The following is a 25331-nucleotide window of genomic DNA, read 5'->3' as shown; positions in this document are numbered from 1 at the left end:
CGTCCCGATCGGCTCGCGGCTCGGTAGCGTCGGGACGTGCCCCACGTGCTGGTCGTCGACGACGACCCGACCGTCAGCGACGTCGTCCGCCGCTACCTCGAGCAGGACGGCTACCGGGTGCGGCTGGCCGCCGACGGCCCGGCCGCCCTCGCCGCCGTCGAGGACGAGCAGCCCGACCTGGTCGTGCTCGACCTCATGATGCCCGGGCTGGACGGCCTCGAGGTGTGCCGGCGACTGCGCGTCCGGCGCCCCGGCCTGCCCGTGGTCATGCTGACCGCGCTCGGCGACGAGGGCGACCGGGTGGCCGGTCTCGAGGTCGGCGCCGACGACTACGTCACCAAACCGTTCTCGCCGCGCGAACTCGTTCTGCGCGTCCGCTCGGTGCTGCGCCGCAGTCCCCCGGCCACCGGGTCCGGCCTGCTGCGCGACGGCGACCTGACCGCCGACACCGGCCGCCGGACGGCGTCGGTCGGCGACCGGCCGCTGTCGCTCACCGTCCGCGAATTCGACCTGCTCGTCTTCCTGCTGCGCCACCCGGCCCGGGCCTGGTCCCGGGCCGAGCTGCTCGACCAGGTGTGGGGCTGGCAGTTCGGCGACCAGTCGACGGTGACCGTGCACGTGCGGCGGCTGCGCGAGAAGATCGAGAAGGATCCGGCGTCGCCCCGGCGGATCGTCACCGCCTGGGGTGTCGGCTACCGCTACGAGCCCGCGCATGACTGACCTGGTGCTCATCGCCGTCTACGCGCTGGGCGCGGGCGCTGTCGTGGGCGGGGCCGGGCTGCTCGTGCTGCGCCGGCTCGGCGGGCGGTCGATCGCCGTCCACGTGGGTGTGCTGCTTGTCGTCACGGTCGCGGCCGTCGTGGCCGGTGTGGTGACGGTCGCCCAGGCGATGTTCCTGTCCGCTCACGACCTGCAGGTCGTGGTGCTCACCGTGCTGGCGGCGGCCGTGGTCAGCCTGGCCCTGGGCATCACGTTCGGCCGCCGCCTGGCCGCCGCGGCCATGTGGTCGGCGCAGGCCCGCGAGCAGGAACGGCGGCTCGAGGCGGGCCGCCGCGAGCTGGTGGCCTGGGTCTCGCACGACCTGCGGACCCCGCTGGCCGGGCTGCGGGCCATGGCCGAGGCCCTGGAGGACGGGGTGGTGGCCGACCCGGTCGCGGTCGCCGACTATCACCGCCGGATCCGGGTCGAGACCGACCGGATGACCCACCTGGTCGACGACCTGTTCGAGCTGTCCCGGATCAACGCCGGCGCCCTGCGCCTGGCCCTGGCCCGGGTGCCCCTGGGCGACGTCGTCTCCGAGGCCATCGCGGCCACCGCCCCGCTGGCCGCCCACCGCCGCATCCGGCTGGTGGCGGCCGAGTCGGGGTGGCCCGTGGTGCTGGGCAGCGAGCCCGAACTGGGCCGGGTCGTGACCAACCTGCTGGTGAACTCCGTGCGCTACACCCCGCCCGACGGCACCGTACGCATCGAGGCCGGGCACGACGACCGGGACGCCTGGCTCGCGGTCACCGACACCTGCGGCGGCATCCCCGAGGCGGACCTGCCCCGGGTGTTCGACGTGGCCTTCCGCGGCGAGCGGGCGCGCAGCCCGGCGCCGGCCGGGACGGCAGGCGGCGGGCTCGGCCTGGCCATCGTCCGCGGCCTGGTCGAGGCGCACGGCGGCCGGGTCGGCGTCGGCAACACCGGCGACGGCTGCCGCTTCGTCGTACGCCTGCCCGCCCGGCCCTAGACCGACCCTAAGGTGGGCCGCATGACTGACGAACATCTGCGGCGGTGTGTGGAGCTCGCGGCCGAGGCTCTGGAGGCCGGGGACCATCCGTTCGGGTCGGTGCTGGCCGGGCCGGACGGCAAGGTGCTGGCCGAGGACCGCAATCGGGAGGTCACCGAGGCCGATCCGACCGCGCACCCGGAACTGCGGCTGGCGCAGTGGGCCGCGGCCAACCTCGGTCCAGCCGACCGCGCGGCCAGCACGGTGTACACGTCCGGCGAGCACTGCCCGATGTGTGCGGCCGCGCACGGCTGGGTCGGTCTGGGCCCGATCGTGTACGCCGGATCCAGCGCCCAGCTGGCCGGCTGGCGGGCGGGCTGGGGTCAGCCGTCGTCCCCCGTGGCCGTCCTGCCCATCACGACCGTGGTGCCCGGCCTCAGCGTCACCGGCCCCGTCACGCCGTACGACGAAGAAATGCGGGTCCTGCACGAGCGGGCGGCCCGGCGATGAGCGGCGGCGCGCGGCAGTTGCGGCTGATCGTCGAGGTCGAGGACTACGACGCCGCCGTGGCGTTCTTCCGGGACGCGCTGGGGCTGCCCGAGGAGGCGGCGTTCAGCGGCGACGGCGACGAACGCGTCATGATCCTGGACGCCGGCCGGGCCACGCTGGAGCTGGCCAACCCGGCCCACCACCGCTACGTCGACCAGGTCGAGGTGGGCCGCCCGGTGGCGCCCCGCTTCCGGCTGGCGTTCGAGGTCGCCGACGCCACCGCGAGCACGGCCGAGGCGGTTGAGGCGGGCGCTCAGGTCGTCGCCCCGCCGACCGAGACGCCGTGGCGGTCGCTGAACGCCCGGCTGGAGGCGCCGGGCGACCTGCACATCACCCTGTTCGAGGAGCTGGACGGATCAGGCGCGTAGGCCGAAGGCGCTGCGGTGGAAGACCAGGGGCAGCGAGTGGTCGGCGTGCTGCACGGCGTGCAGTCGCAACAGGACGATGGTGTGGTCGCCCGCCTCGACCTCGCGGTAGATGGTGGTGTCGAACTGGGCCAGGCCGTCCGGCAGGGTGACCGCGCCGTCGGGGCCGATCAGCACCTCGACGCCGTCGAAGCGGGTCGCGGGCGGGCCGGCCAGCTGGCGGGCCAGGCCGCCGTGGCGGTCGGCCAGGATCGTGATGCCCAGGTGGGTCGCCCGGCGCAGGCCGGGCCACGTCTTGGAGGTGTTGGCGATCGAGAACGACACCAGCGGCGGATCGAGGCTGACCGAGGTGAACGAGCTGGCCGCCAGCCCGGCCAGCACGCCGTCGACCTGGGCGGCGACCGCGACGACACCGCTGGGGAAGATGCCGAACGCCTGGCGCAGACGCACCGGGTCCAGGTCTTGGTTGGTGGCGAGCGGCACGGCATGCTCAGTCATGAAGTTCGCTTTCCCATGACCGCAACGTAGCACAATGCCTATGGGATTAATAGGGATTGTTTCCGGGCGTGCGGAAGCCCGCGGCGAGGCGAATCCGCCGCGGGCTCCGGGTGGAAATCAGGCCGCTGCCACCAGGCCGGCGGCCACCGGCTCGAGGGCGGTCTTCAGGATTTCCCGTACGTCGGAGACGATGTGCACGGTCAGCGCGGCCAGCACGTCGGCCGGCACCTCGTCCAGGTCGGGCTCGTTGCGCTGCGGCAGGTAGACCTCGGTGAGGCCGGCCCGCTGAGCGGCGAGCAGCTTCTGCTTGACCCCGCCGATCGGCAGCACCCGGCCGGTCAGCGACACCTCACCGGTCATGCCCACCTCGGCCCGCACGTTGCGGCCGAGCAGGAGCGAGACCAGGGCCGTGGTCATCGTGACACCGGCCGAGGGCCCGTCCTTGGGCACCGCGCCCGCCGGCACGTGCAGGTGGATCGGGTGGTCGAGCTGCTCGGGCGAGATGCCGAACTCCTCGGCGTGGGCCCGCACGTACGACAGCGCGATCTGAGCCGATTCCTTCATCACGTCGCCGAGCTGGCCGGTGACCGAGAGGCCGCCCTTGTCGCCTGGCAGCAGCGACGCCTCGATGTAGAGCACGTCGCCGCCCATGCCCGTGACGGCCAGGCCGGTGGCGACACCGGGCACGGCCGTACGCTCGGACGACTCCGGCGTGAAGCGGGGCCGGCCGATGAGCTCCTTGAGGTCGGCCGCGTCCACGGTGACCGGCAGCTCCTTCAGCGCCGCCTTGCGGAACGCCTTGGCCAGCAGCCGCTCGAACGACCGCACGCCCGCCTCGCGGGTGTAGTTGGCCGCGATCTCGCGCAGGGCGTCCTCGGTGACCGTCACCTCGCCCTCGGACAGCGCCGCCCGCTCCAGCTGCCGCGGCACCAGGAAGTCGCGGGCGATGGCCACCTTGTCGCTCTCGGTGTAGCCGTCGATCGAGATGAGCTCCATCCGGTCGAACAGCGCCTGCGGGATCGTCTCGAGCACGTTCGCCGTGGCGATGAACAGCACGTCCGACAGGTCCAGGTCGAGGTCCAGGTAGTGGTCGCGGAACGTGTGGTTCTGCGCCGGGTCCAGCACCTCGAGCAGGGCCGCGGCCGGGTCGCCGCGGTAGTCGCTGCCGACCTTGTCGACCTCGTCCAGCAGCACGACCGGGTTCATCGAGCCCGACTCGCGGATGGCCCGCACGATGCGACCGGGAAGAGCCCCGACGTACGTACGCCGGTGGCCTCGAATCTCCGCCTCGTCGCGCACGCCGCCCAGGGCGACCCGGACGAACTTGCGGTTCAGCGTGCGCGCGACCGACTCGCCGAGCGAGGTCTTGCCGACTCCGGGCGGCCCGGCCAGCAGGATCACCGCGCCCGAGCCCCGGCCGCCGACGATCGAGAGGTTGCGGGACTCGCGGCGGGCGCGGACGCCCAGGTACTCGACGATGCGGTCCTTGACCTCGTCCAGCCCGTGGTGGTCGGCGTCGAGCACGGCCCGGGCCGCCTCGAGGTCGGTGTTGTCGGTGGTGCGCACGTTCCACGGCAGGTCGAGCACGGTGTCGAGCCAGGTGCGGATCCAGCCCGCCTCCGGGTTCTGGTCGCCGGCCCGCTCCAGCTTGCCCACCTCGCGCAGCGCGGCCTCGCGTACGGAGTCGGGCAGGTCGGCCGCCTCGACGCGGGCACGGTAGTCGTCGTTGCCCTCGGCCTCGTCCTCGCCGAGCTCCTTGCGGATGGCCTTGAGCTGCTCGCGGAGCAGGTACTCGCGGTTGCGCTTCTCGACCGACTCGCGGACGTCGTGCTCGATCTTGTCGCTGACCTCGGACTCGGCCAGGAAGTCCTGGGTCCACTCGATCAGCAGGCGCAGCCGGGCCTCGACGTCCGGGGTCTCCAGCAGCTCGCGCTTGCGGTCGTTGGCCAGGTAGGGGGCCCAGCCGGCGGTGTCGGCCAGGTCGCCCGGGTCGTCGATGGCGCTGACCGACTCGATGACCTGCCACGCCTCGCGGCGCTGCAGCACCGAGACCACCAGCTGCTTGTACTCGGCGGCGAGCTCGCGGGCGTGCTCGCCGGGGGCGGCCACCTCGACCGGCTCGACCTCGACCCACAGGGCCGCGCCGGGGCCGGTGACCCCGCCGCCGATGCGGGCGCGGACACCCGTACGCAGAACGGCCGCGGGCGAACCGCCGCGGGACTTGCCGACCTGCCGGACGCTCGCCACGACGCCGTGGGTTGCGTAACGGTCCTCGAGCCGCGGAGCGATCAGCAGCTCGGAGCCGGCCGAGGTGCGGGCCGCGTCGACGGCGGCCTGGGCCGCCTCGTCCAGCTCGACCGGGACGACCATGCCCGGGAGGAGCACGACGTCGTCAAGGAACAACACGGGGAGACGTTTGCTGGTCACCCGGCACCTCCGAAAAGTTGAGTATGCGCGGCTCAACCTCGGCGGCCTCGATCCTCTTCCGGCGTTCGCTGCCGGCGAAAAACTCCCGTTCCGCAACTCACCCCGGGCCGGGCCGCCGCCGATAGGAGGGCATGCCCGAAACGCCCGGCCGCCCGTCGCTGTTCGCCGACCGGGCGTTCCAGGCCGTCACGGCACTGCTGATCATCGATGTCGCCGCCTTCGTGGCGCAGGAGCACACCGGCCGGCTCTGGCCCGCGCCGCTGAACTGGCTGCTGATGATCGCGGTCATCGTGCCCACGCTCGTGCTGTGCCGCCGGGTCGAGACGGACCCGGGGTCGGCCCCGGTGGTGCGCCGCTACTGGCTGACGGTGCGGATCGGCGCCTCGCTGTTCGTCGTCGTCGCCGCCCTGCGCTTCCTGTCCGAACTCGGCGCCGGCGGCTGGCTCGTGCCCGTCTCGGTGGTGCTGCACCTGGCCGGCGGCATCGTGCTCACCTGGCCGCTGGTCGGCCTGCCGTTCAGCGCCCGCAGCCGGGCCCGCAAGCTGGGCGTCGGGCTCGACCTGGGCACCCTGTGCTCGGCCGCCGGGCTGCTGATCTGGCACTTCGCGGCGTCCGAGCAGTTCGCCGGCGGCCAGGTCACCCCGGCGCGCGTGGCCGCCGCGGTCGTCATCATGGGCGCCGGCGTCAACGGCGTCTACCTGGCGGCCAAGGTGGTGCTGGCCGGCGTCGACTCGTTCGCCCGGCGCGGCCTCTACTGGATCGGCGCCTCGGCCCTGATCGGCGGGCTCGGCTCGGCCGTGGCCTTCCTGCACCGGCAGCAGCCCGAGGGCAACCTGCTGGTGCTGGTGCTGCCCCTGGCCGCCTACGCGGCCGCGGTCGGCGCCCGGATGCAGGTGGTCGACACCGCGGCCGGCGAGCGGCGTCCGCGCAAGGTGCGCGGCTACAGCTTGATGCCGTACGTGGGCATCGCGGCGGTCAACGCCATGGTGGTCTATCACAACGTGCGCCACACCGCCGACGGGCTGCTGATCGACGCGGTCGCGGTCACGCTGACCATGCTGGTGGTGATCCGCCAGCTGATCACCTTCCGGCACAACGACACCTTGCAGGAACGGCTCAGCTACGAGGCCGGCCACGACATGCTCACCGGCCTGGCCAACCGCTCACTGTTCGGCGACCGGGTCGCCGGCGCGCTGGCCGGCGCGGGCCCGGACCAGCCGCTCAGCATCGTGCTGGTCGACCTGGACGACTTCAAGATCGTCAACGACACGCTGGGGCACGCCACCGGCGACGCGCTGCTGGTGCACGTGGCCGAGCGGATGCGGGCCAGCGTGCGGCCGGACGACATGGTGGCCCGGCTGGGCGGCGACGAGTTCGCCATCCTGTTCTCCGGCGTCGCCGGACCCGACGTGGACCTGGCGCTGACCCGGATCGCCAACGCCCTGCTCGAGCCGGTCCTGATCGACGGCGAGCCGATGACCGTCCGGGCCAGCTTCGGCATCGTCGACGGCCGCGGCGGGGACGACGCGGGCGACCTGCTGCGCCGGGCCGACATCGCCATGTACGAGGCCAAGGGCCGCGGCGAGGGCGGCTACGAGCGGTACCGGCCGGGCATGGAGGCCCGCGGCGCCGAGCGCAGCCGCCAGGTCGCCGCCCTGCGCACGGCGCTGCTGGAGGAGCAGCTGGTGGTGTTCTTCCAGCCGGTGGTGACGCTGCCCGGCGGCCGGATCACCGGGGCCGAGGCGCTGGTCCGCTGGCAGCACCCGGAGAAGGGACTGCTCGGCCCGGGCGCGTTCATCGACGCCGCCGAGCAATCCGGCCTGATCGTCCCGCTCGGCACGTGGGTGCTGCGGGCGGCCACCCGCGAGGCGGCGACCTGGCCGGGCGAGCTGACGGTGTCGGTGAACGTGTCGGCCCGGCAGCTGCGCCAGACCGGCTTCCCGGCCGTGGTGGCGTCGGCGCTGCGCGACAGCGGCCTGCCGGCCCACCGGCTGACCGTCGAGATCACCGAGTCGGTGGCCGTCGGCGGCGGGGCCACCAGCGAGAACCTGCAGGCTTTGCGGGACCTGGGCGTAAGGCTGTCGCTGGACGACTTCGGCACCGGCGCGTCCACGCTCAGCCTGCTCGCCACCTGCCCGGTCGACCAGATCAAGCTGGACCGCTCGTTCGTGCCGGACGGCGGCTCGGAGGCGATCGCCGACGCCGTGCTGCAGATGGCCCGGGCGTTCGGCCTGCAGGCGGTGGCCGAGGGCATCGAGACCGCGGAGCAGGCCGAGCGCCTGACCGAGCTGGGCTACGAACGCGCCCAGGGCTTTCACTTCGCGCGCCCGATGCCCGCGGCCGACCTCCGCTCAGCGGTGGCCCTCGGTGAAGCGGGAGGACGTGAACTCGAGCAGCCGCTCGTCGGGCACCAGGGGCGCTAGCTCCGGGTCGTCGGGCGCCGACCTCGACGACGAACTCGCCACCCTCGCGCCGCCAGGCGTCGGCGGCGACGTCCCAGTAGGCGAAGTCGCGGCTGCTCAGCTCGAAGGTGACCCGCGCGCTCCGGCCGGGTTCGAGGGTCACCTTGTCGAAGCCGCGCAGCTCCCGCTCGGGCCGGCGGACGTACCGCGGCGACGCCTACCGCTTCGAGGCCGACCTGGTCCGCCGCGCCTGAAGATCGCCGCCGGCCGGCCAAGGCGCCGGCAAGACCGCCAGGCGGCGCAGTTTCTCGTGGCTCTCGCTGCCGGGCGTGGCGGTGTAGACCATCAGCAGGTGGGACTGCTGCGGGTCGACCAGGGTCTGGCAGTTCAGCACGAGCAGGCCGACGTCGGGGTGGACGTAGCGCTTCGTCGAGTCGGGCTTGACGCCGATCTCGTGCTCGTCCCACAAGGTGCGGAACTCGTCGCTCTCGGCCAGCAGCAGCTCGACGAAGCGCGCGGCCTCGGAGCCGGGGCCGCGCAGGGTGACCAGGCGGCGCAGGCCCGAGGCGTACACGCGGGAGAGGAACGCGTGATCCTCCGGCGGATGGATGCGGCGGGCGGCCGGGTCGGCGAACCAGCGGTAGCCGCGGCTGCGGGCCGGGCCCGTGTACGCGGAGGCGTCGCCGGTGAGGGCCACGGCCAGCGGCGTCTGCCGCAGGGCGTAGCCGAGCTCGGTGACGATCTCGGCCGGGGTGTCGGTCAAGCGGTCGAACACGCGGGACAGCCCGGGGCCGACGTGCTCGCCGCTCTCGCCCCGGGGCGGGGGCTGATGCCCGGCCAGCAGGAACAGGTGGTCACGCTCGTCGAGCGTCAGGTGCAGACCCAGGGCGATCGCCGCCACCATCTGGGTCGACGGGTGCGGGCCGCGTTCGCGTTCCAGCCGCTCGTAGTAGTCGATCGACATGTGGCACAGCGCGGCCACCTCTTCGCGGCGCAGGCCGTCGGTGCGGCGGCGCGGGCCGCGGGGCAGCCCGACGTCCTCGGGCTGCAGCGACTCACGGCGGCGGCGCAGGAAATCGGCCAGGCCGGCTCGATCGATCACCAGACGCTCCCTTCGGTGTTCTGCGTCGTTTGTAACGCCGCCGCGCGGGCTCATCCAGGGATCGCCGATCCCCGGCTGAGGGCGTGACCCACGGGTCACCGGGGATTCGCCAACCACCTGTAAGATGTGCCGACCGGCACAACCGTGGTGGCAGTTCGCCGTTGCACTTGTCAGACGCCGCCACCACCTCAAAACCGGAGATGTCGCGCATGAAGAAGTTCGCCCGCCTCGCGTCGCTCGGCCTCACGGCCGTGGCGATGACCGCCTTCGCCGGTGTGGCCGCGGCCGCCGAGCCGCCGGCCCGCGCCGTTCCGGCGGCCCCAGCGCCGGTCGCGGCGCAGGCAGCTCCGGTCGCGGTGAAGACCGTCCCGGTGATCGACGACCACGACCGCGGGCTCAAGTACGTCCAGTCCGGCCGGGTCGTCACGATCACCAAGGGCGGCGCGAAGGTGGCGACCGTCAAGCTCGCCTCGGCCACCTACGCCGCGCGCTCGGCCAAGCTGGTTCTGTCAGTCCAAGCCGCCCGGCCGTTCACGATCAACCCGGCCCTGTTCACGCTGTACGACGCCCAGGGCTACGAGTACGACCCGAAGCAGACCAAGCGCGTCCGGTTCGCCGCCGGCGCCGGCTCCCTCGGCCTGACCTTCGCCGGCACCTCGGCCCGGCCCGAGGCCGTGGGCTGGGTGCCCCGCCAGGACGAGGAAGCGGTCGCCGTCTGGGAGCGCGGACAGTAGGCCGTACGGGTCAGGGCAGCAGCACCGACCGCATGTGCGCCTTCCCGATGTTCGAGTAGGCCTGTTCGGCGTCCTCGAGTTTGTGCGTCTCGATGATCGGGCGGACGTTCTTGAGGACGGCGAAGTTCAGGGCGTCCTCGCTGTCCCGAGCCACCCCGCTGTACCAGCCGTCGATGTGCAGCCGCCACCATGAGAGGTCGTGGCCGGTGCCCCCGATCGGGTCCGCGCCCTCGACCACGATCAGCTGGCCGCTGTGCTTGAGCCCCTTGATCAGGCCGGTCTGCACGTCCCCGCGCGACGTCGTGTCGTAGATGACCTGGGCGCCGCCCATGGCCCGCAGCGCCTCGCCGGCGTCGTGCGCGGTGCTGTCGATGTAGTCGTGCGCGCCCAGCTGCCGGGCCATCTCCTCCTTGGCGGTCCCCCGGTTGATGGCGACCGTCCGGAAGCCCATCGCGTTGGCGAAGGCGACGGCCAGGTGGCCCACGCCGCCGACCCCGCTCACGGCGACCAGGTCACCCGGGCCGGCCGTCGAGTGCCGCAGCCCGTTGAACGCGGTCATGCCGGCGCACATCAGCGGGGCCGCCTCGGCGAAGTCCAGCTCGTCGGGCAGGGCGGCCACCGCGTCCTGCGGCGCGACCGTGTACTCGGCGTAGCCGCCGTCGAACGAGCTGCCGGTGATCGTCCGCATCTCGCAGTTGGTGAAGTCGCCCCGGCGGCAGTACTCGCAGGTGAAGTCGACGCCGCCGGACCAGCCGACGCCGACCCGGTCGCCCGGGCGCCACACCGTCACGGCCTCGCCGACCGCGTCGACGACGCCGGTGACCTCGTGGCCGGGCACCCGCGGCAGCCGGGTGCCGAACAGGGCGTTGCGGGGAATCGCCTCGCCCGCGCACACCCCGCAGGCGTGCACCTTGATCCGCACCTGGTTCGGCTTCGGTTCGGGAACCGGCAGTTCGGTCAGGACGAACGGCGCCCCGGCCACCTGAGCCTGCACCGCACGCATGGTCATGGTCGTACCCCTCTCAGTGCATGCCGCCGTCGGCGACGATCTGCTGGCCGGTGATCAGCGCGGCGCCCTCGCCGGCCAGGAAGATGGTCACCGCGGCGACGTCGTCGGTGGTGCCCAGCCGCCCGATCGGGATCCGGGCGATCAGGTCCTTGCGGTAGTCGACGTTCACGGCCGGGTCGGTGAAGATGCCGGCGCCGTCGATCGGGCCGGGGACGACGGTGTTGACCGTGATCTTCCGGGCTGCTAGTTCGAGGGCCAGAACTCGTACGAGATAATTTGTGGCGATTTTGCTGCCGCCGTAGGCGCCGACACCGACCTGCGGGACGGTCGTCGTGTTGGACGAGACCGTGATGATCCGGCCGTTGTCGCTGATCCGCCGGGCCGCCTCGCGCAGCACCAGGAAGGAGCCCCTGGTGTTGATCGCGACCAGCCGGTCGAACTGCTCGTCGGTCGTGTCGGCCACCGTGACGTTGACGATCTCGATGCCCGCATTGGCCACCACCACGTCGACGTGCCCGAAGTGGTCGACGGCCGCGTTGAACAGGCGCTTGATGCCGCCGGCGGACGTGGCGTCGGCGTGCACGGCGATGGCCCGTACGCCCGCGGCCTCGGCGTCTTTGCGCGCCTGCTCAGCGCCCTCGGGATGGCTGTGGTAGTTGACGACGACGTCGGCGCCCTGACTTGCCAGCCCCTGCAGAACCGCCCGCCCGAGACCCTCCGAGGATCCCGTGACCAGGGCGACCTTTCCCTTCAGAGTCATTGCTCTCCTTAGTCCGGCACGTGTCTCCACCCCGGTCAGACGCCGCGCGCGGGGCAGAATTCACCGGAGGCCGCGATACACCTGGTCCGGCTCGCGGGCCGCCTGCTCGGCCAGGCCGGCGAACCCGGCGACGAGCAGTTCGAGCAGCCCGTGCACCTCGTGCGCCGCCGACGGCCGCACCCGGAAGGCGCGGCCCGCGCGGGTCGTCTCGGCGTAGTCGTCGTCGTCCGGTGTCGTGTTGGCCACGGCGAGCAGCGGGTGCTCCGGGGACGACATGGTGCGGGTGTCGGCGATGAACACCACCGGCACGGCGGGGTGGCACCTGGCCACCGCCATCACCTCGCCGACGGTCGCGCCGTCCCACTCCGGACCCCGGATGATGAAGAACGGCCTGGTGAGGGCGTGCACGACAGCGGTGAAGGCGTCGTCGTCGGAGTAGTCGCAGCGGACGACGACGGGCGCCAGATCGTGGCGGTCGTCGAACGCCGGGGGAAAGGACCTCATAACCCGTCAACGCAGGCCGCCGGCCGTCCTTCACTTCAAGATCGCAGCGGTGTGCCGCAGCTCTCCTGAGCAACGGCGGCCCGGCTGCGTCTGCCTCGCCGAAACTTCTCTCCCGAAGGGGCGCCGCAGATGACCGCCGTCGTCGCACCACGCAGGACCCGCCTGCCGCTGAACAACCTGGCCGTCGCGTTCGGCCTGTCCGGGCTGGCCGGCATGTGGACGCTCGCCGCCGACGTGCTGGGCGCGCCCGAATCCGTGGCCCTCCTGCTGTGGGCGGTCGCGGTTGTGGCCTGGGTGGGGCTGACCGTGGCCCATGCCGTACGCGGATGGCAGAGCGACGAATCCCTGGCCGATCAGCTGCGGCATCCCGCGCAGGGGCCGATCGCCGCGCTCATGCCGGTGGTCGGGCTGCTCGTCGGGGCCGAGGCGCACCGCTGGCTGCCCCGCCTCGGGCCGGCCCTGGTTATCGTGTTCGCCGTCGTCGCCACCGTGTTCGCCGGCTGGATGCTCGCGCACTGGGTGAGCGGCCACCTGCACCTCGAGAGCGTGCACGGCGGCTATTTCCTGCCCACGGTGGCCGGTGGGTTCGTCGCGGGCGGCAGCCTGGCCAAGGTGGGACTGCCCGGGCTCGGCTACTGCGCGTTCGCCGTCGGGCTGCTGTTCTGGCTGATGATCGGCACGCTGATCCTGGCTCGCATCGCCGTCCACTCCGACCTGCCGGCGCCGCTGATCCCGACGCTGGCCATCTTCGTGGCGCCGCCGGCGGTCGGCGGCAGCGCGTGGTTCGCCCTGAACGGCCCGCGGGCCGACGTGATGGCCCTGTCGCTGGGCGGGGCCACCGTCATTCTGACGGTGATGCAATTCGCGCTGGCGCCTCGATACCGGCGGTTGAGCTTCTCGCTCGGGTTCTGGTCCTTCACTTTCCCGTACGCGGCGGTGGCGCACTATTCCGTCGAATGGCTCGCCTTGGAACGCCCCGTGGGCTGGCGGGTGTGGGCGTGGATGATCGTGGTGGCCATCTCGTCGTTCATCACGGTCGTCGCCGTGCAGACCCTACGCCGGTGGCGCCGCCGGTGAGCTGGTGCGCCGTGGCCGCCAGCGAACTCGCCCCGCCCGGATCGAGCAGGCGCAGGAAGTGGCGGCGGACGCTGGCCTCGTACGGGTTCCGGGCCTCCCGCAGCCACCGGCGCCCGGCCTCGGTGAGCACCGCGAACGAGGCCCGCCGGTCGTTGACGTCGGTCTCGCGCTCGACCAGGCCCTCGTGCTCAAGCTTCTCGACGATCCGGCTCATCCGGCTGATGCTGACGAAGGCGGCCGTGGCCAGTTCCCCGATGCGCAGCCGGCCCGCGGGCGCCTCGGACAGATGCCGCATGGTCAGGTATTCGCTGAGCGTACGGTTGAGTTCCTGCAGATCCCCGCCGACGCCCCGCTGGACGGTGACGGCGGCGCTCACGAATGCGTCGAACAGCGCGTGTTCCTCGGTGGACAAAGAATCGCTCATGTCGGTGCGGACGCGCCCATCCGACCCGAATTCACGAGTCGAGCGTCACGCCGTGAATTCCCCGCGCCGGCCCGCGTCCGCTTCAGCATGAAGACTCTCATGTCCCTGACGGCGGTCCTGGTCCTGGCGGTTGCCGGATGCGGTTCCGGCGCCGCGCCGGCCCCGGTCGCGGGATCCGCGCCGAGCAACGGCGACGCGGTGACCATCCACAACTTCGCCTTCGACCCGCCCACCCTGACAGTGAAGCCCGGCGCCGAGGTCACCTGGACGTTCGACGACTCCACCGACCACACCGTGGTGGCCGACGACAACTCGTTCGCGTCCCAGCCGATGGGCAACGGCCAGACCTACACCCACACCTTCCCGGCGGCGGGCGAGGTGGCCTACCACTGCTCGATCCACCCGTTCATGAAGGCCACCGTCACCGTCAAGTGATCCCGCCGATCGACGCTGCCGGACGCGGTTGATGCCGGCGCTCAGCGCGACGCAGGCCACGGACCGGACCACCAGGCCGACCGGCCGCCGACGGGCCATCGCGGGCGGGAACCGCCCGGGCAGCTGACGGGACGGCCGATGCCGACGCCGATCAAGGACGAACGTCAGCGGCGGGGGTGAGAAAGGCCGGATCCAGACGGAGTCGAGGACCGTCCTCATTCGCCGCAGGTGATGTGGGGGCGGGAGCGGGCGGCTCAGGGTGGCGTGGTGGTGGGGGCTTTTCTGTGGGGTGCGGTCAGTGCCTCGTCGTTGCTGGCGGGGGCGGTTGTCGCGTATCAATTGCGGCCGGGGCGGCGGCTGATCGCGGTCGTCATGGCGTTCGGCACCGGGTTGCTGTTCGGCTCGGTGTCGTTCGAACTGATCGACGAGGCGCTGCGGACCCGCACGGTGGGCGCGGTCGGCCTGATGGTGCTGATCGGCGCCGCGGTCTTCGCCGCCGGGGACTGGATGCTGAGCCGGCGCGGCGGCGGCGAGCGCAAGGACGCCGACGGCGCTCAGGCGTCCGGCTCTCCGTTGGCGATCGTGCTGGGCTCGGTGCTGGACGGCATTCCCGAGTCGTTCGTGCTCGGCCTGACCATCATGCAGGGTCAGATCAGCGTGGCCCTGCTGGCCGGGATCGTGCTGTCCAACCTGCCCGAGGGCATGGCGTCGTCGTCCGGCCTTCGGGTGGCCCGCTGGCCGGAACGGCGGGTGCTGCTGATGTGGTCGGCGGTGGTGCTCGTGTCGGGCGCGGCCGCCGTGGCCGGCTACGCCCTGCTCGACCCGTCGGCCGGCCGCACCGGCGCGCTGGTGCAGGCGTTCGCGGCGGGCGCGTTGCTGGCCATGCTCTCGAACACGCTGCTGCCGGAGGCCTACGAGGTGGAGGGGCCGCTGACCGGGCCGTTCGTGGTGGCCGGCTTCGCCGCCTCGCTGGCGCTCTCGTCCCTCTGATCCGGACTCTGCCGGATCATCCGATGCTCCGGCGCACCGACGAAGGCACGCCGGCCGTTGGTTGCTCCCAGGGACGGAGGCCCGTGATGACGATGACGCGGAAGCTCGCCGCGGCGGCGCTCGGTTTGGTGGTCACAGGGGTGATGGCGGCGCCCGCGGTGGCCACCACGCCGGGGGTCAACGGGCGGATCGCCTGAACTCGCAGCTGTACGTCGTCCGCCCCGACGGTCGCGGCCTGCGCCAGGTCACCCACGTCAGCGCGGACACCATGCTGCTGTCCAGCTCGTTCTCGCCCGACGGCAGGCAGATCGTCTACGCCCGCGGCGGCGTGGGCGACCAGCCGGACATCTTCACCGCCCGCGTGGACGGCAGCCATGCCCGGCCGATCACCGCACGCCGTTGTGGGAGAGCGCCCGGACTGGGGGTCTAACGTCCGCAGTTGAACCGGGCCTCGCCGGCGGCCATGCGGATGCCGCCGAGCAGGTGGGCCAGCAGCAGCGGGTCGGAGTAGTACTCGGCCTTGTGGCCCATCGCGGTGTAGAAGGCGCGGCCGCCGGCGTACGGGTGGCACCACGAGACGGGGTGGTGCGGGCCCATGCCGGGTGAGCCCTCGGGCTCGCTGTAGCCGCGCGGGTCGTACGTGCTCTCGTCCACCTCGGCCAGCACCCGGACGCTGCCTCGCGGGTTGGTGCGGAAGTTGTACCACTCCTCCTCGCGCTGCCAGCGCCGCGGCAGCGGGCGGGTGGCCGCCGTGTCGCGGGCGAGGACGTTCACCGTGGCCACCTGGAACTGCGGGTTGACCCCGCCCGGGTGGTCGCGGAAGTACGCCCCGACCAGACCGCCGTACCAGGCCCAGTCGTACTCGGTGTCGGAGGCCGCGTGAATGCCCGCGTACCCGCCGCCGTGCCGGATGTAGTGCTCGAACGCGGCCTGCTGCGCGTCGTCCAGCACGTCCCCGGTGGTGCTGAGCCAGATCACCACGTCGTACTTGGACAGGTTCTTGTACGTGAAGACCGCGGCGTCCTCGGTCGCGTCCACCTTGAAGTGGTGGCGGGCGCCCAGCTGCTTGATCGCGGCCACCCCGGCCGGGATCGAGTCGTGCCGGAAGGCGGCGGTCTTCGAGAAGACCAGCGCACTGAACCGGGAGTGCGCCGACGCCGCCCCGGCCGACCCGACCAGCCCGGCCCCCACCAGCACCACGGTCATTACGATTCTGCCCACAAGTCTCATGACCCCTCCTCCATCGAAGGGTATGACTTGCTGCGGAGCGACGCTAGGAGGTCAGCGTCTCTCCGTCCGGGATCTGGCTCGGGCCGGTCAGGTGGACGTCGCCCTCGATGGTGACGTCGGCGCCGAAGGTGACGTCGCCGTCGACCTGCAGGCGGCGGGCCTGGCGCAGGGACGGCGGGCCGGCCGGGAAGCGCTGCTCGAAGTCGGGCATCAGGCGGTAGTGCTCCGGGTCGAGCGTGACGACCGGGCCCGCACCCTCGTAGGCGGGCAGCACCTGGCCGTCGTCGGCCATCTCGTACGCGTCGGAACGCACCACGAGCAGGTCGTTGGTCGTCTTGACCGGGGCGAATCGCGTACGCGGAACCAGCACCGGCCTGGCGCCGGCGATCGAGCCGATGGCGGCGCCCATCGCCGTTTCGAGCTGAATGACGGGAGTGCTGGACGCGTCTTTGGGGTCGACGGTCTTGCGGTTGACGATCAGCGGGAGCTCCGGCGCCGCCGGGTCCTCCTGCTGCAGCCGCTTCAACGCCTCCAGGTCGATCCACAGGTTGTTGGTGTTGTAGTAGCGCCAGCGCTCGACGTCGCTGAACGAGTCGTCGCCCTCGGGCACCTGGGCTGTCTCGCGCAGCACGATGCGGTCGCCGTAGCGGGCCAGGTGGCCGCCCTTGCGATCGGCGGCCGTGCCCCGCACGACCTCCATGGCGAACGGGATCTGCTCGGCCGCGACCCACGCGGCCACCCGGGCATCGACGATCGCGCCCAGGTTGTCGGAGTTCGAGACGAAGCACCAGCGCATGCCCGCGTCGAGCAGCCGGTCGAGCGTGCCCGAGGCGGTCAGCGCGGTGTAGAGGTCGCCGTGGCCGGGCGGGCACCATTCCAGCTCGGGGTCGGCCGGCCACTCCACCGGGAACCGGTCGTTGGCGCGCAGCTTGGGCTCGCGGCCCTGCAGGAAGTCTTGGACGTCCAGGTCGTCGTAGCGCTCGAGCACGGCCAGGGACGGCTCGCGGGTGATCACCGAGTTCATCAGCAGGAGCGGCAGCCGTACGCCGTAACGCTCCCGCACCGCCAGCACCTGCTGAGCGATGACGTCGAGGAAGCTCAGCCCGCCCTTCACCCGGAGCAGCGACTTCGGCCCGGTCAGGCCCATGCTCGTGCCGAGACCGCCGTTGAGCTTCACCACGACCAGCCGGTCGAGAACCTCGCGGGCCACCTCGGGCGACGGCTCGGGCAGCTCCTCGAGCCCGGCCACGTCGGTCAGCGGCTCGAGGTCGCTGCCGGGCAGCAGACCGGCGTGCGGCGAGTCCAGCTGTTCGAGCCGGCGGCGCAGCGCGGCCAGCTCGGCCGGATGAGCACCGCCCTTCTCGGCCTTGGTCAGCGTGGCCAGAACGTAAGCAGGCGCATCCATGACTGTTCCTTTTCCCCGATTTCGGCTAGGGCATGTCCGGCCGATCACGTGGGTGCGAGGCGCGGTCCAGGTGGTGGCTGACGTCGGCCGCAGAGCGGTCGCATACCGGTGTTGTATGTGGCCGTTCTGCGGACGCCGTCAGGCGCCGCCTGGGCCTCGCCGCAGCCCCGCGTGATCGGCCGGACATGCCCTGATCCTATCGTCGGACAGCCGGCCTCAGACGTGTTCACCGGTCATGATCGCGCCGTCGGCCAGGGCCAGGATCACCGGCCTCGGCTGGTCCCCGCTGACGGCGACCAGATCCCCGGCGACCTCGATCGACCGCGCGGCCGACGGGGCCAGATAACTCTCCCACCGCACCGACCCGCCCCGGTCGACCGCCACCGCCCAGTTGTCGCCGCACGAGGCGATCAGCCGGCCGTCCTCGGGGCAGGCCAGCGCGTACGGGCGTTCCCGCGCAACCCGCAGCGCGTGCACGGGCTGGAACTCGGCGTCGAAGCAGGCCGCCTGCCCGTCGGACCCGGCCACCACCAGCCAGGCGCCCGACCAGGCGCAGGCGCTGACCGGCTTGCCGGTGAGCCGCACCCACTCCCCCGGCTGGCGGGTGGGCACCCAGGCCCGGGCCCAGCCGGTGCCGGTGACCGCCACGACCTCGTCCCGGCGGTAGTGGGCGGCCACGACCGGCCGTCCCCCGCTCAGGTCCGACTGCCCGACGCACGCGCCGCCGGCGACCTCCCACACGGTCGTGCGACCGGTGGCCGTCATGACGAAGACCCGGGTGCCGCCGGCCACCCACCCCACGTGCCGCGGCCGGTCGGGCAAGGCTCGCCAACGGGCCAGCATTTCGGGCGTACGGTCGTCGCCCACCCGCCAGACCGCGCCCGTGCCGTCGGTCGACGCCGTCGCCAGCCGGTCGCTCACGGCCGGGTTCCACGCCGCCGCGACGATCCCCCGGCCCAGCCGCAGCCGCCCGGCCCGGCCCGGACGCGCCGGATCAGTGGTGTCCCACAGCGTCAGTTCGCCGTTGGGCGCGCTGACCGCGAGCCGCCGCGCGTCGGGGCGGAAAGCCATTACCCGATAGGGAGAAATTCTCACTGCTGTGCCCCTGGTCCGCTCTGTGCAAAGGTGCTTCCCCGGGCCGGGGCGGGGTGCCCCACGGTGGCGGCCGCGGGACACCCCGCCGCCCGTGAGGCCATGACGCACAGCGCAGCGCTGATCGGCGACGGCCATTTCGAGAAGCGTGTGGTGGACACACCAGGGAGTACGCGCTAACGCGGAAATGCGCGGCGCGGGTGTGCGTGAACCAATAATTAACTCTCGTTACAGTGAGTTCCGGTTAACTATTCAGTCCTTTGTGCGATCGTGAGCCGCCGCCACGGCAATGCTCGAACGATGTACGCCAGACATGCTTCTATATCGATCGGTGATGCGCAAGCACTGATCATCCGCGAGCATTAGGCGGGCCTATTGGACACCGCGGCCGCCACGAGAGCCGGCAGCTCGGTCATGTCGGTGAAAATGTGCGCGGCGCCCGCGTCGAGCAGCGCCTGGGGCGGGTGGTGGGCCGGACTGTCCGGCGGGCAGAAGCCGAAAACGGTGGCGCCGGCCGCCACTCCGGCGGTCACCCCGGGCACCGTGTCCTCGACGACGGCGGCCCGGGCCGGATCGACGCCCAGGTGGGCGGCCGCGGCCAGGTAGACGTCGGGCGCCGGCTTGCTGTGCGGCTGGTCCATGCCGCTGAACATCTTGCCCGCGAACACCCGGTCGAGGCCGACCTTGGTCAATTGCAGCTGCACCTTGCCCAAGTCGGCGCCGCTGGCACAGGCGATCCGGCCACCCGTCCGGGAGTCGATCTCGTGGACGGCGGCCACGGCCCCCGGAATCGGCTGCAGACGCGCCCGCAGGCCTTCGTTGCGCCGGTCGCGGAACTCGGCCAGCCACTGCTCGGTGACCTCGAAGCCGGTGTGCGCGGTGATGATGGCCGTCTCGTCGCGCAGGGCCCGCCCGACGAAGAGCTGGAAGCAGTCCTCCTCGCTGATCGCCCAGCCCAGTTCGTGCAGCATCGTCCGCAGCACCCCGTTGGTGATGCTCTCGGAGTCGACCAGGACCCCGTCGCAGTCGAACAGAACAGCGTCGAACGAACCAGCACCAGACATGCCGCGACCCTACCGGCGGCTTCCGCGCCGCCCGTGGCCGGAGCGGGACGACCACAAGAATTCCACAGGGACGCGCGGCCAGACTGGCGCCAGTCCGATTCATGGGCATCGATGAATTGCCCACCACATCCGAGGAGTTCTTCCGTGCTGAGAAGAATGCTCACCCGCGCCCTGGCCGTCGTGCTGGCCGGCGCCTGCATGGTCGGGGTCTACGCCTCGCCCGCGCTGGCCTTCAGCGTCATCGGGCCGTCCTGCGACCCGTACAACCGGATCCGCATCGACTACAAGACCGACGCCGGGTCCGTCGTCGCCACCATCATCTGGGACGACACCAGCGATCCGGCCGAGGTCTCGGTCATCGACACCACGCCCGACGGGGCCTCGACCTACGTGCGCATCGACAACGGCACGACCGTCATCCAGTACCCGGGTCAGAGCAGTCCCTACCACATCGGCTACAGCGTCCGGAAGTTCCGGGCGGTGTGGAACGGCTACGCGGGCGACTGGGTCAATCCGCATCGCTGCAGCCCGTGAGAGATTGACGTAACAATCGTTTGTCATGCCGTCGCGCCGCGATTTCCTCGAAGCAGCCGGTATGGCCGCCGTCCCCGGGAGCATGCTGCCGGGGACGGCCCTCGCCGCCGAGGCGCTTGGCCTCCAACCGCGTCGATCAGGCGCCGGCCATCGTGCCGCGGTACCTGTCGTCGCGGGGTTACGCGGTTTTCTTCACCACGACCTTCGACACGACGTTCAACTTCGGCTCGCGCGGTGGAAGAAGAAGCCTTTGCTGAGGGCCTGCGCGAGGTTGGCGATGCCGAGGGCGCACCACAGGGCGGTCAGGCCACCGGCGTCGGCCACGGGCACCGCGACCAGGCAGAGCAGGCCGAAGAAGACGGCGGTGGAGACGAAGCCGGGGTAGGTGCGGCGCAGGCCGAGCAGGCCGAACCCGAAGACGGCCTGAAGAGCGTCGGTGACGACGACGAATACGACGAGCGGGAGCATAGCCTCGATCCGGGGTTGCAGCGCCGCGTCCGAGCTGAACAGCGGCACGATCCACCGGCCGAGGATCACCGCGGCGCTGCCCAGCACACCGACCCAGAGGAAAGCGACAACTGCGCCCGTTCGCACGGCCCGGCGCGCGCCGTCGAGATCAGCGGCCCGTACCGACCGGTCCACCATCGGCACGACGGCCTGGCCGATCGAGACCGCGATCGTGTAGATGAGATTGACCAGCGCCTCGGCGACGCCGTGCACGCCCGCCTGCTGCGTGCCGAGCCGGGCCGCCGCGATCGTCAGCACGGCCAGCACCGTGAACTTGACCAGCACCGTGCCGGCCATCGGTATCCCGGTGCGGGCGAGCAGCACGATCTCGCGGCGGTCGGGGCGACCGGGCAGAATCGTCCGGCGCAGGCCGGTGATGCGCCGGAGCGCGAGCTGCGTCTGCGCGGTGTAGACGACGCTGGAGGCCAGCATGGCGGCTCCCGCGCCCGTCACTCCGAGCGCGGGCAGCGGTCCCGGTCCGAGCACCAGGGAGCCCGACAGTCCCACAGTCACGGCAGTGCTGATCAGGCCGGCCCGCATGACCGTCCCGCCGCGACCGAGCGTCACGAGCGTCGAGCTCGCAGCGGCACCCACAGATTGAGCCACCACGGCGAGAGCCAAAAGCACCGGCAGCGCACCGAGCCCGCGCAGGACCGGTTCCGCCACGCCGGTCACCCGACCGATCTGCGACGTCGACAGCACGACAACGGCGCCGGCTCCGCCCACGGTGTAGCCGAGCCAAAGCCCATTGCCGAGCAACTTACCGAGGCGCGGCAGGTCGTTCTCGTGCTCGCTGACGTAGGGCATCATCCCGCGCATCGCCCCGGTCACCGTGGTGACGACCGGCCCGTAAACAGCGACGGCGACAACGAACGCCGCCAGCGAGGCAGTCCCGTGCCGGCCAAGAGTGGCCGTGTTGACGAGGGCGCCCACCGACGCGATCAGAGTGTTGACGTAGAGCGGCAGCGCGCTTTTGACGATCCGAGCTGCGACACGCAGATGCCGGGCTTCGGTCACGGTGTCCCCAGACACTCGGGCACGCGCGTCGGGCCGACGGCATCGCCCGGCCGCGAAACGCGTTGTTCTGTTTGGCTTTCCGGGTGCCGGTCACGATCAGCCCGAAGCCTTCAGCTGCAACCGGCCGCCGGACTCGTCGGCGACCAGCGCCGGCGATCCAGGAAACCGGTCCCGCACGTCGTCGAGGAACCAGCGCAGCACGGGGTCGAGGCTATCGAGCGTCGCCACCCACCGCGGGGTCGGTATTCAGGCGCCGTTGACATCGCGGAGCATCCGCCGCCATTCACACATTTCGCGCTCCCTATTCGAGCGGAAAGATGCCGACTACGCCCAGAGCGCCGAACACCACCATTGCCGCGCCGACCAGGACGGCCATTGCCCGGCCATACGCCATGGTGAATCGGTGCTCTCGCGACCCCGGTCGCGGGTCGCGCCCGAAGAAGGAACGACTCGACTCGACCCCCGAAATCCCGAACCGGCGGTTGAAAAAGATGGCCAGAACGCCGGCCACGGCAAGCACGCCATACATGATGCGCTCCAAGAAACATGTCCTCCTGACGCGTATGGCCCGTCAGCGGGCGCCCCGGAAGCAATGCGACTACGCAAGCGACCCGGTGGGTGAGCAGGCCCACGACCTGGCGGCGTCGCGGCCGGTTGGGGGCGGTTGCGGGCGCCGGCTGATGCGCTCGGCCGGGTCCCCCGCGCTGCCCGAGGCGGCCGGCCGCGTCGGTGCGCGGCCGCACGGTTGGGCCTCAGAGGTATTTGGCCAGGGTGGTGGCGATCTCGGCCCGCATGGGGTCGGGGTTGGCCCAGCTCCAGTTGGGGTGGGCGCGGTTGGTCATCAGCGACAGCACCAGCTTGTGCTGGGGCGCGACCAGCAGCGACGTGCCCGTGAACCCGGTGTGGCCGAACGTCGTGGGGGACGACAGGGCGCCCATGAACCAGGGCTGGCGCAACGTCACGCCGAGGCCGTGGTCGGAGGGGCGGCCCGGCCTTTCCGGGTCGACGGCGGGCAGGCCGGCGTTGTGGTTGGCCAGCATGTCTTTGACGATCTGGGCCGAGAGGATGCGCTTACCGCCGTAGACGCCGCCGGCCAGCAGCATCTGGCCGGTCAGGGCGACGTCGCGGGCCGTGCCGAACAGGCCCGCGCTGCCGATGACGCCGCCCATCTGGGCCGCGATGTCGTCGTGGACGGTGCCGCGCAGCAGGCCGCGGGCGGTGCGGGCGTCGGTGGCGACGAGCCGGGCCGCCTGGTCGGCCGCGGTGAGCCATTTGCGCGGGTTGAAGCCCATGTAGCGGATGCCCATGGGCGAGGTGACACCGCTCTTGATCGCCGCGTCCAGGGCGAGGCCGGTGACCTTCTCGACGATCTGGCCGGCCACCATCAGCCCGGCGCTGGAGTAGCGGAACGTCTTGCCCGGCACCGCGCCGCCGACCAGCGGGGTGGCCAGCACCTTGGCCCGCTGGGCGGCCACCGACAAGCCCTTAACGCCGGTGACACCGACCGGCAGGCCGCTCGTGTGGGTCAGCAGCATCCGTACGGTGATCTTGTCTTTACCCGCGCCGGTGAACCCGGGCAGGTAGCGCACGACCGGCGCGTCCAGCTCGACCTTGCCCTTGTCCACCTGCTGCAGCAGGGCGATCGACACATACACCTTCGTCAGCGAGGCCAGGTCGAAGATGGAGTCCGTCCGCATGGCCACGCGCTTGGCCGCCGCCAGCTCGACCGGGCCGGCGCCGTAGCGCAACGCGTGCCCGACGGCGAGGTTGGCCGTGGTCGAGTTGTTCACCATCACGACCAGCGCCGCCCCGGCGTACGTGGGGTGTTTCGGGTTGGCCGTCGTGGGCTTCAGGTATTTGGTCAGCACCGCCTTGAGCGGCGCGACATAGGCCGGCGCCGCAGCAGCCGCCGCACCGCCACCCGTACCGCCGCTCGCCTGCCCGTCGACCCAGCCGCCCTCGCCACGCCCGCAGCCGGTGACGGTGGCAGTCAGCGCGGCAGCGCCGGCGCCCAGGACGTGGCGGCGAGTCAACGACATGGCCGAGATCATGCCATGCGGGCGCCGTCCGCGCTGTCGTCCTCCGCCTGGGGGCTGGTGGTGACCGGGGGCGTCTCGACCGGCGGCGTCTCGACGGGAGGCGTCGTGGTCTCGGGCTCGGTCGGCTTGGTGGGCGGCGGGGTGGTGGTCTCGGGCTCGGTCGGCTTCGTCGGCGGCTTGGTGACCGGCGGCGTGGTCACCGGCGGGGTGCTCGGCGACACGACCGGCGGCTTGGTGGCGGCCGGGCGCTTGGTCGGCGTGGTGGTGGGTGAGTCGACCGGCGTCGTGCGGCGGTTCTTCTTGCGTACGGTCGTGGTGGTCGTCGACGAGTCGGCCTCACGGATGCGCGGGGCGGCCGGCGACGTCGAGGCCGACGGCGCGGGCTTGGTGACCTTGGGCGAGGTCTTGGCCGGACCGGCGCCTTCCACGGCCGCCTCGGCCGGACGGCCGCCCGGGGTGGCCGTGCCGTTGGCCAGCTGGATGCCGAAGACGCTGACGACCGCCGCCACGACGGCGGCCGAGGCCATGACGGTGGCCCGGCGGCGCGACCGCTGCGACATCGTGGGCGGCGACTTCGTGGCCGGCGCGGGCGTCAGCGGGCGAGCGCCGTACCGCAGCGGCTGGATCGGGCGGGCCAGCGGAGCCGGGCTGGTGAGCAGCCGGAAGGCCTCGGCCAGTTCGGTGGCCGAGGGCCGGGCCGCCGGGTCTTCGGCCGTACTGGCCTCGTACAGGCGGACCAGTTCGCGCGGCAGGCCGGCGAAGCGAGGCAGGCGCGGGGCCGGGCGGCCGTGGCGGGTGGCCAGGATCTCGCCCAGGCTGGCGCCCGGCCAGGCCCGGGAACCGGTGAGGCATTCGAACAGGACCAGGCCCAGCGCGTACACGTCGGCCGAGGGGAAGACCGGCTCGCCGCGCAGCTGCTCGGGCGCCAGGTGGGCCGGGCTGCCCCAGAGCGCGCCGTTGATGTCGACGCTGTTGTGGCCGGCCGCGGCGGCGATGCCGAAATCGAGCACCTTCACACCGTCGGCGGTGAGCATGATGTTGCCGGGCTTGACGTCGCGGTGCACCAGGTTCTGCGCGTGGGCGGCGGCCAGGGCGCACGCCGTCTCGGCGCAGATCTCGGCGGCCTGACGCCAGCGCATAGCGCCCGCGGTGACCAGCCGGTCGGCCAGGGTCTCGCCGTCGACGAATTCCATGACCAGGAAGGGCGTGCGGCGCGAGCCGTCGACGACCTCGCCGTAGTCGTAGACCTGGGCGATGTTGGGGTGGCTGAGGCCGGCCGCGGTGCGCGCCTCGCGCAGGACGTCGGTGGCCGCCTCGTCGAAGATCTTGATGGCCACGGAACGCTTCAACGTGTTGTCGAATCCGTGATGGACGACCGAGCTCCCGCCCTGGCCCAGGGCCGCGCCCAATCCGTAACGCCCCGCGAGCATGTGCACTGCGACCTCCCCATGGCCGTCCG

The 25331-nt window shown here is 72.1% G+C and carries 27 protein-coding genes and 1 pseudogene; 10 read left to right on the top strand and 18 right to left on the bottom strand.

Going from position 1 to position 25331, the window contains the following annotated elements; all coding sequences use genetic code 11:
- Positions 1 to 36 precede the first annotated feature (36 nt).
- Genes OWR29_RS01815 through OWR29_RS01800 form a run of 4 tightly spaced genes read left to right on the top strand, consistent with a single transcriptional unit; the run spans position 37 to position 2625 of the window.
- Positions 37 to 720 (top strand): response regulator transcription factor, encoded by a 684-nt coding sequence (locus tag OWR29_RS01815; protein ID WP_267560481.1) that lies wholly within the window; start codon positions 37 to 39, stop codon positions 718 to 720.
- A complete protein-coding gene (locus OWR29_RS01810) occupies positions 713 to 1729 on the top strand; it encodes a sensor histidine kinase (RefSeq protein WP_267560479.1) in 1017 nt (338 codons plus the stop codon). Before OWR29_RS01815 ends, OWR29_RS01810 begins: the two co-directional genes overlap by 8 nt.
- A 21-nt stretch (positions 1730 to 1750) precedes the next feature.
- On the top strand, positions 1751 to 2218 hold the full coding sequence (locus OWR29_RS01805; protein ID WP_267560478.1) for a nucleoside deaminase: 468 nt from the start codon (positions 1751 to 1753) through the stop codon (positions 2216 to 2218).
- On the top strand, positions 2215 to 2625 hold the full coding sequence (locus OWR29_RS01800; RefSeq protein ID WP_267560477.1) for a VOC family protein: 411 nt from the start codon (positions 2215 to 2217) through the stop codon (positions 2623 to 2625). The genes OWR29_RS01805 and OWR29_RS01800 overlap by 4 nt, the downstream gene beginning before the upstream one ends.
- Here OWR29_RS01800 and OWR29_RS01795 read toward each other — a convergent pair.
- Both OWR29_RS01795 and lon read right to left on the bottom strand, forming a co-directional pair.
- On the bottom strand, positions 2614 to 3120 hold the full coding sequence (locus OWR29_RS01795; protein ID WP_267560476.1) for a flavin reductase family protein: 507 nt from the start codon (positions 3118 to 3120) through the stop codon (positions 2614 to 2616). The two genes, OWR29_RS01800 and OWR29_RS01795, sit on opposite strands and share 12 nt — an antisense overlap.
- 117 nt (positions 3121 to 3237) lie before the next feature.
- Entirely contained in the window at positions 3238 to 5490 is a 2253-nt protein-coding gene (gene lon, locus OWR29_RS01790) for an endopeptidase La (protein WP_267561168.1), read from the bottom strand.
- 188 nt (positions 5491 to 5678) lie between these two features.
- Between lon and OWR29_RS01785 the strand changes: the two genes are divergently transcribed.
- Positions 5679 to 7970 carry a putative bifunctional diguanylate cyclase/phosphodiesterase gene (locus tag OWR29_RS01785; RefSeq protein ID WP_267560475.1) on the top strand — a complete coding sequence of 764 codons (2292 nt, stop codon included), beginning with the start codon at positions 5679 to 5681 and terminating at the stop codon, positions 7968 to 7970.
- Between the two features lie 73 nt (positions 7971 to 8043).
- Here OWR29_RS01785 and OWR29_RS01780 read toward each other — a convergent pair.
- Positions 8044 to 8112, bottom strand: a pseudogene (locus OWR29_RS01780) (fibronectin type III-like domain-contianing protein); the annotation flags it as partial.
- Between the two features lie 54 nt (positions 8113 to 8166).
- Positions 8167 to 9051 (bottom strand): helix-turn-helix transcriptional regulator, encoded by an 885-nt coding sequence (locus tag OWR29_RS01775; RefSeq protein ID WP_324291211.1) that lies wholly within the window; start codon positions 9049 to 9051, stop codon positions 8167 to 8169.
- Between the two features lie 209 nt (positions 9052 to 9260).
- On the opposite strand from OWR29_RS01775, the gene OWR29_RS01770 reads away from it, so the two are divergent.
- Complete coding sequence (locus tag OWR29_RS01770) at positions 9261 to 9785, top strand: hypothetical protein (RefSeq protein ID WP_267560474.1); 525 nt, start codon at positions 9261 to 9263, stop codon at positions 9783 to 9785.
- A 10-nt stretch (positions 9786 to 9795) separates the two neighbouring features.
- Here OWR29_RS01770 and OWR29_RS01765 read toward each other — a convergent pair whose 3' ends face one another.
- From OWR29_RS01765 to OWR29_RS01755, 3 genes are read right to left on the bottom strand one after another with little or no spacing between them, the layout of a single operon-like run.
- Positions 9796 to 10794 (bottom strand): alcohol dehydrogenase catalytic domain-containing protein, encoded by a 999-nt coding sequence (locus OWR29_RS01765; protein WP_267560473.1) that lies wholly within the window; start codon positions 10792 to 10794, stop codon positions 9796 to 9798.
- 13 nt (positions 10795 to 10807) lie between these two features.
- Positions 10808 to 11554, bottom strand: a complete 747-nt coding sequence (locus OWR29_RS01760) for an SDR family oxidoreductase (RefSeq protein ID WP_267560472.1) — start codon at positions 11552 to 11554, stop codon at positions 10808 to 10810.
- A gap of 60 nt (positions 11555 to 11614) precedes the next feature.
- Entirely contained in the window at positions 11615 to 12058 is a 444-nt protein-coding gene (locus OWR29_RS01755) for a DUF6924 domain-containing protein (protein ID WP_267560471.1), read from the bottom strand.
- Positions 12059 to 12187: 129 nt separating this feature from the next.
- Here OWR29_RS01755 and OWR29_RS01750 point away from each other — a divergent pair, with 129 nt between their 5' ends.
- Positions 12188 to 13135 (top strand): SLAC1 family transporter, encoded by a 948-nt coding sequence (locus tag OWR29_RS01750; RefSeq protein WP_267560470.1) that lies wholly within the window; start codon positions 12188 to 12190, stop codon positions 13133 to 13135.
- Here the strand turns inward: OWR29_RS01750 and OWR29_RS01745 are convergent.
- Entirely contained in the window at positions 13089 to 13559 is a 471-nt protein-coding gene (locus tag OWR29_RS01745; protein ID WP_267560469.1) for a MarR family winged helix-turn-helix transcriptional regulator, read from the bottom strand. The two genes, OWR29_RS01750 and OWR29_RS01745, sit on opposite strands and share 47 nt — an antisense overlap.
- Positions 13560 to 13658: 99 nt before the next feature.
- Between OWR29_RS01745 and OWR29_RS01740 the strand changes: the two genes are divergently transcribed.
- Both OWR29_RS01740 and OWR29_RS01735 read left to right on the top strand, forming a co-directional pair.
- Positions 13659 to 13994, top strand: coding sequence for a cupredoxin domain-containing protein (locus OWR29_RS01740; protein WP_267560468.1), 336 nt, complete (start codon positions 13659 to 13661; stop codon positions 13992 to 13994).
- A gap of 267 nt (positions 13995 to 14261) precedes the next feature.
- A complete protein-coding gene (locus tag OWR29_RS01735) occupies positions 14262 to 14984 on the top strand; it encodes a ZIP family metal transporter (protein ID WP_267560467.1) in 723 nt (240 codons plus the stop codon).
- Positions 14985 to 15000: 16 nt separating this feature from the next.
- Here the strand turns inward: OWR29_RS01735 and OWR29_RS01730 are convergent, their stop codons facing one another.
- The 5 genes from OWR29_RS01730 to OWR29_RS01710 form a co-directional block, all read right to left on the bottom strand.
- Positions 15001 to 15360, bottom strand: coding sequence for a hypothetical protein (locus OWR29_RS01730; protein ID WP_267560466.1), 360 nt, complete (start codon positions 15358 to 15360; stop codon positions 15001 to 15003).
- A 50-nt stretch (positions 15361 to 15410) separates the two neighbouring features.
- Positions 15411 to 16190: a ThuA domain-containing protein gene (locus OWR29_RS01725; RefSeq protein ID WP_324291210.1), complete on the bottom strand. Its 780-nt coding sequence runs from the start codon at positions 16188 to 16190 to the stop codon at positions 15411 to 15413.
- Positions 16191 to 16257: 67 nt separating this feature from the next.
- Positions 16258 to 17619 (bottom strand): UTP--glucose-1-phosphate uridylyltransferase, encoded by a 1362-nt coding sequence (locus OWR29_RS01720; protein ID WP_267560465.1) that lies wholly within the window; start codon positions 17617 to 17619, stop codon positions 16258 to 16260.
- A gap of 216 nt (positions 17620 to 17835) precedes the next feature.
- On the bottom strand, positions 17836 to 18690 hold the full coding sequence (locus tag OWR29_RS01715) for a WD40 repeat domain-containing protein (RefSeq protein ID WP_267560464.1): 855 nt from the start codon (positions 18688 to 18690) through the stop codon (positions 17836 to 17838).
- Positions 18691 to 19073: 383 nt separating this feature from the next.
- The gene (locus OWR29_RS01710) at positions 19074 to 19775 is read right to left on the bottom strand and encodes an HAD family hydrolase (protein ID WP_267560463.1); all 702 of its coding nucleotides are present in this window, start codon (positions 19773 to 19775) and stop codon (positions 19074 to 19076) included.
- A 144-nt stretch (positions 19776 to 19919) separates the two neighbouring features.
- On the opposite strand from OWR29_RS01710, the gene OWR29_RS01705 reads away from it, so the two are divergent.
- Complete coding sequence (locus OWR29_RS01705) at positions 19920 to 20309, top strand: hypothetical protein (RefSeq protein WP_267560461.1); 390 nt, start codon at positions 19920 to 19922, stop codon at positions 20307 to 20309.
- Between the two features lie 216 nt (positions 20310 to 20525).
- Here the strand turns inward: OWR29_RS01705 and OWR29_RS01700 are convergent, their stop codons facing one another.
- From OWR29_RS01700 to OWR29_RS01680, 5 genes are all read right to left on the bottom strand, one after another.
- On the bottom strand, positions 20526 to 21848 hold the full coding sequence (locus OWR29_RS01700; protein ID WP_267560460.1) for an MATE family efflux transporter: 1323 nt from the start codon (positions 21846 to 21848) through the stop codon (positions 20526 to 20528).
- Positions 21849 to 21929: 81 nt separating this feature from the next.
- Positions 21930 to 22061 (bottom strand): hypothetical protein, encoded by a 132-nt coding sequence (locus OWR29_RS01695; RefSeq protein WP_267560459.1) that lies wholly within the window; start codon positions 22059 to 22061, stop codon positions 21930 to 21932.
- Positions 22062 to 22134: 73 nt separating this feature from the next.
- Positions 22135 to 22374, bottom strand: a complete 240-nt coding sequence (locus tag OWR29_RS01690) for a hypothetical protein (protein WP_267560458.1) — start codon at positions 22372 to 22374, stop codon at positions 22135 to 22137.
- A gap of 211 nt (positions 22375 to 22585) precedes the next feature.
- A complete protein-coding gene (locus tag OWR29_RS01685) occupies positions 22586 to 23872 on the bottom strand; it encodes a serine hydrolase domain-containing protein (RefSeq protein WP_267560457.1) in 1287 nt (428 codons plus the stop codon).
- Between the two features lie 8 nt (positions 23873 to 23880).
- A complete protein-coding gene (locus tag OWR29_RS01680) occupies positions 23881 to 25302 on the bottom strand; it encodes a serine/threonine-protein kinase (RefSeq protein WP_267561164.1) in 1422 nt (473 codons plus the stop codon).
- Positions 25303 to 25331 lie beyond the last annotated feature (29 nt).

This window comes from Paractinoplanes pyxinae, from assembly GCF_026626335.1.
GTDB classification, from domain to species: Bacteria; Actinomycetota; Actinomycetes; order Mycobacteriales; family Micromonosporaceae; genus Actinoplanes; species Actinoplanes pyxinae.
This window is presented reverse-complemented; position numbering and strand designations above follow the sequence as displayed.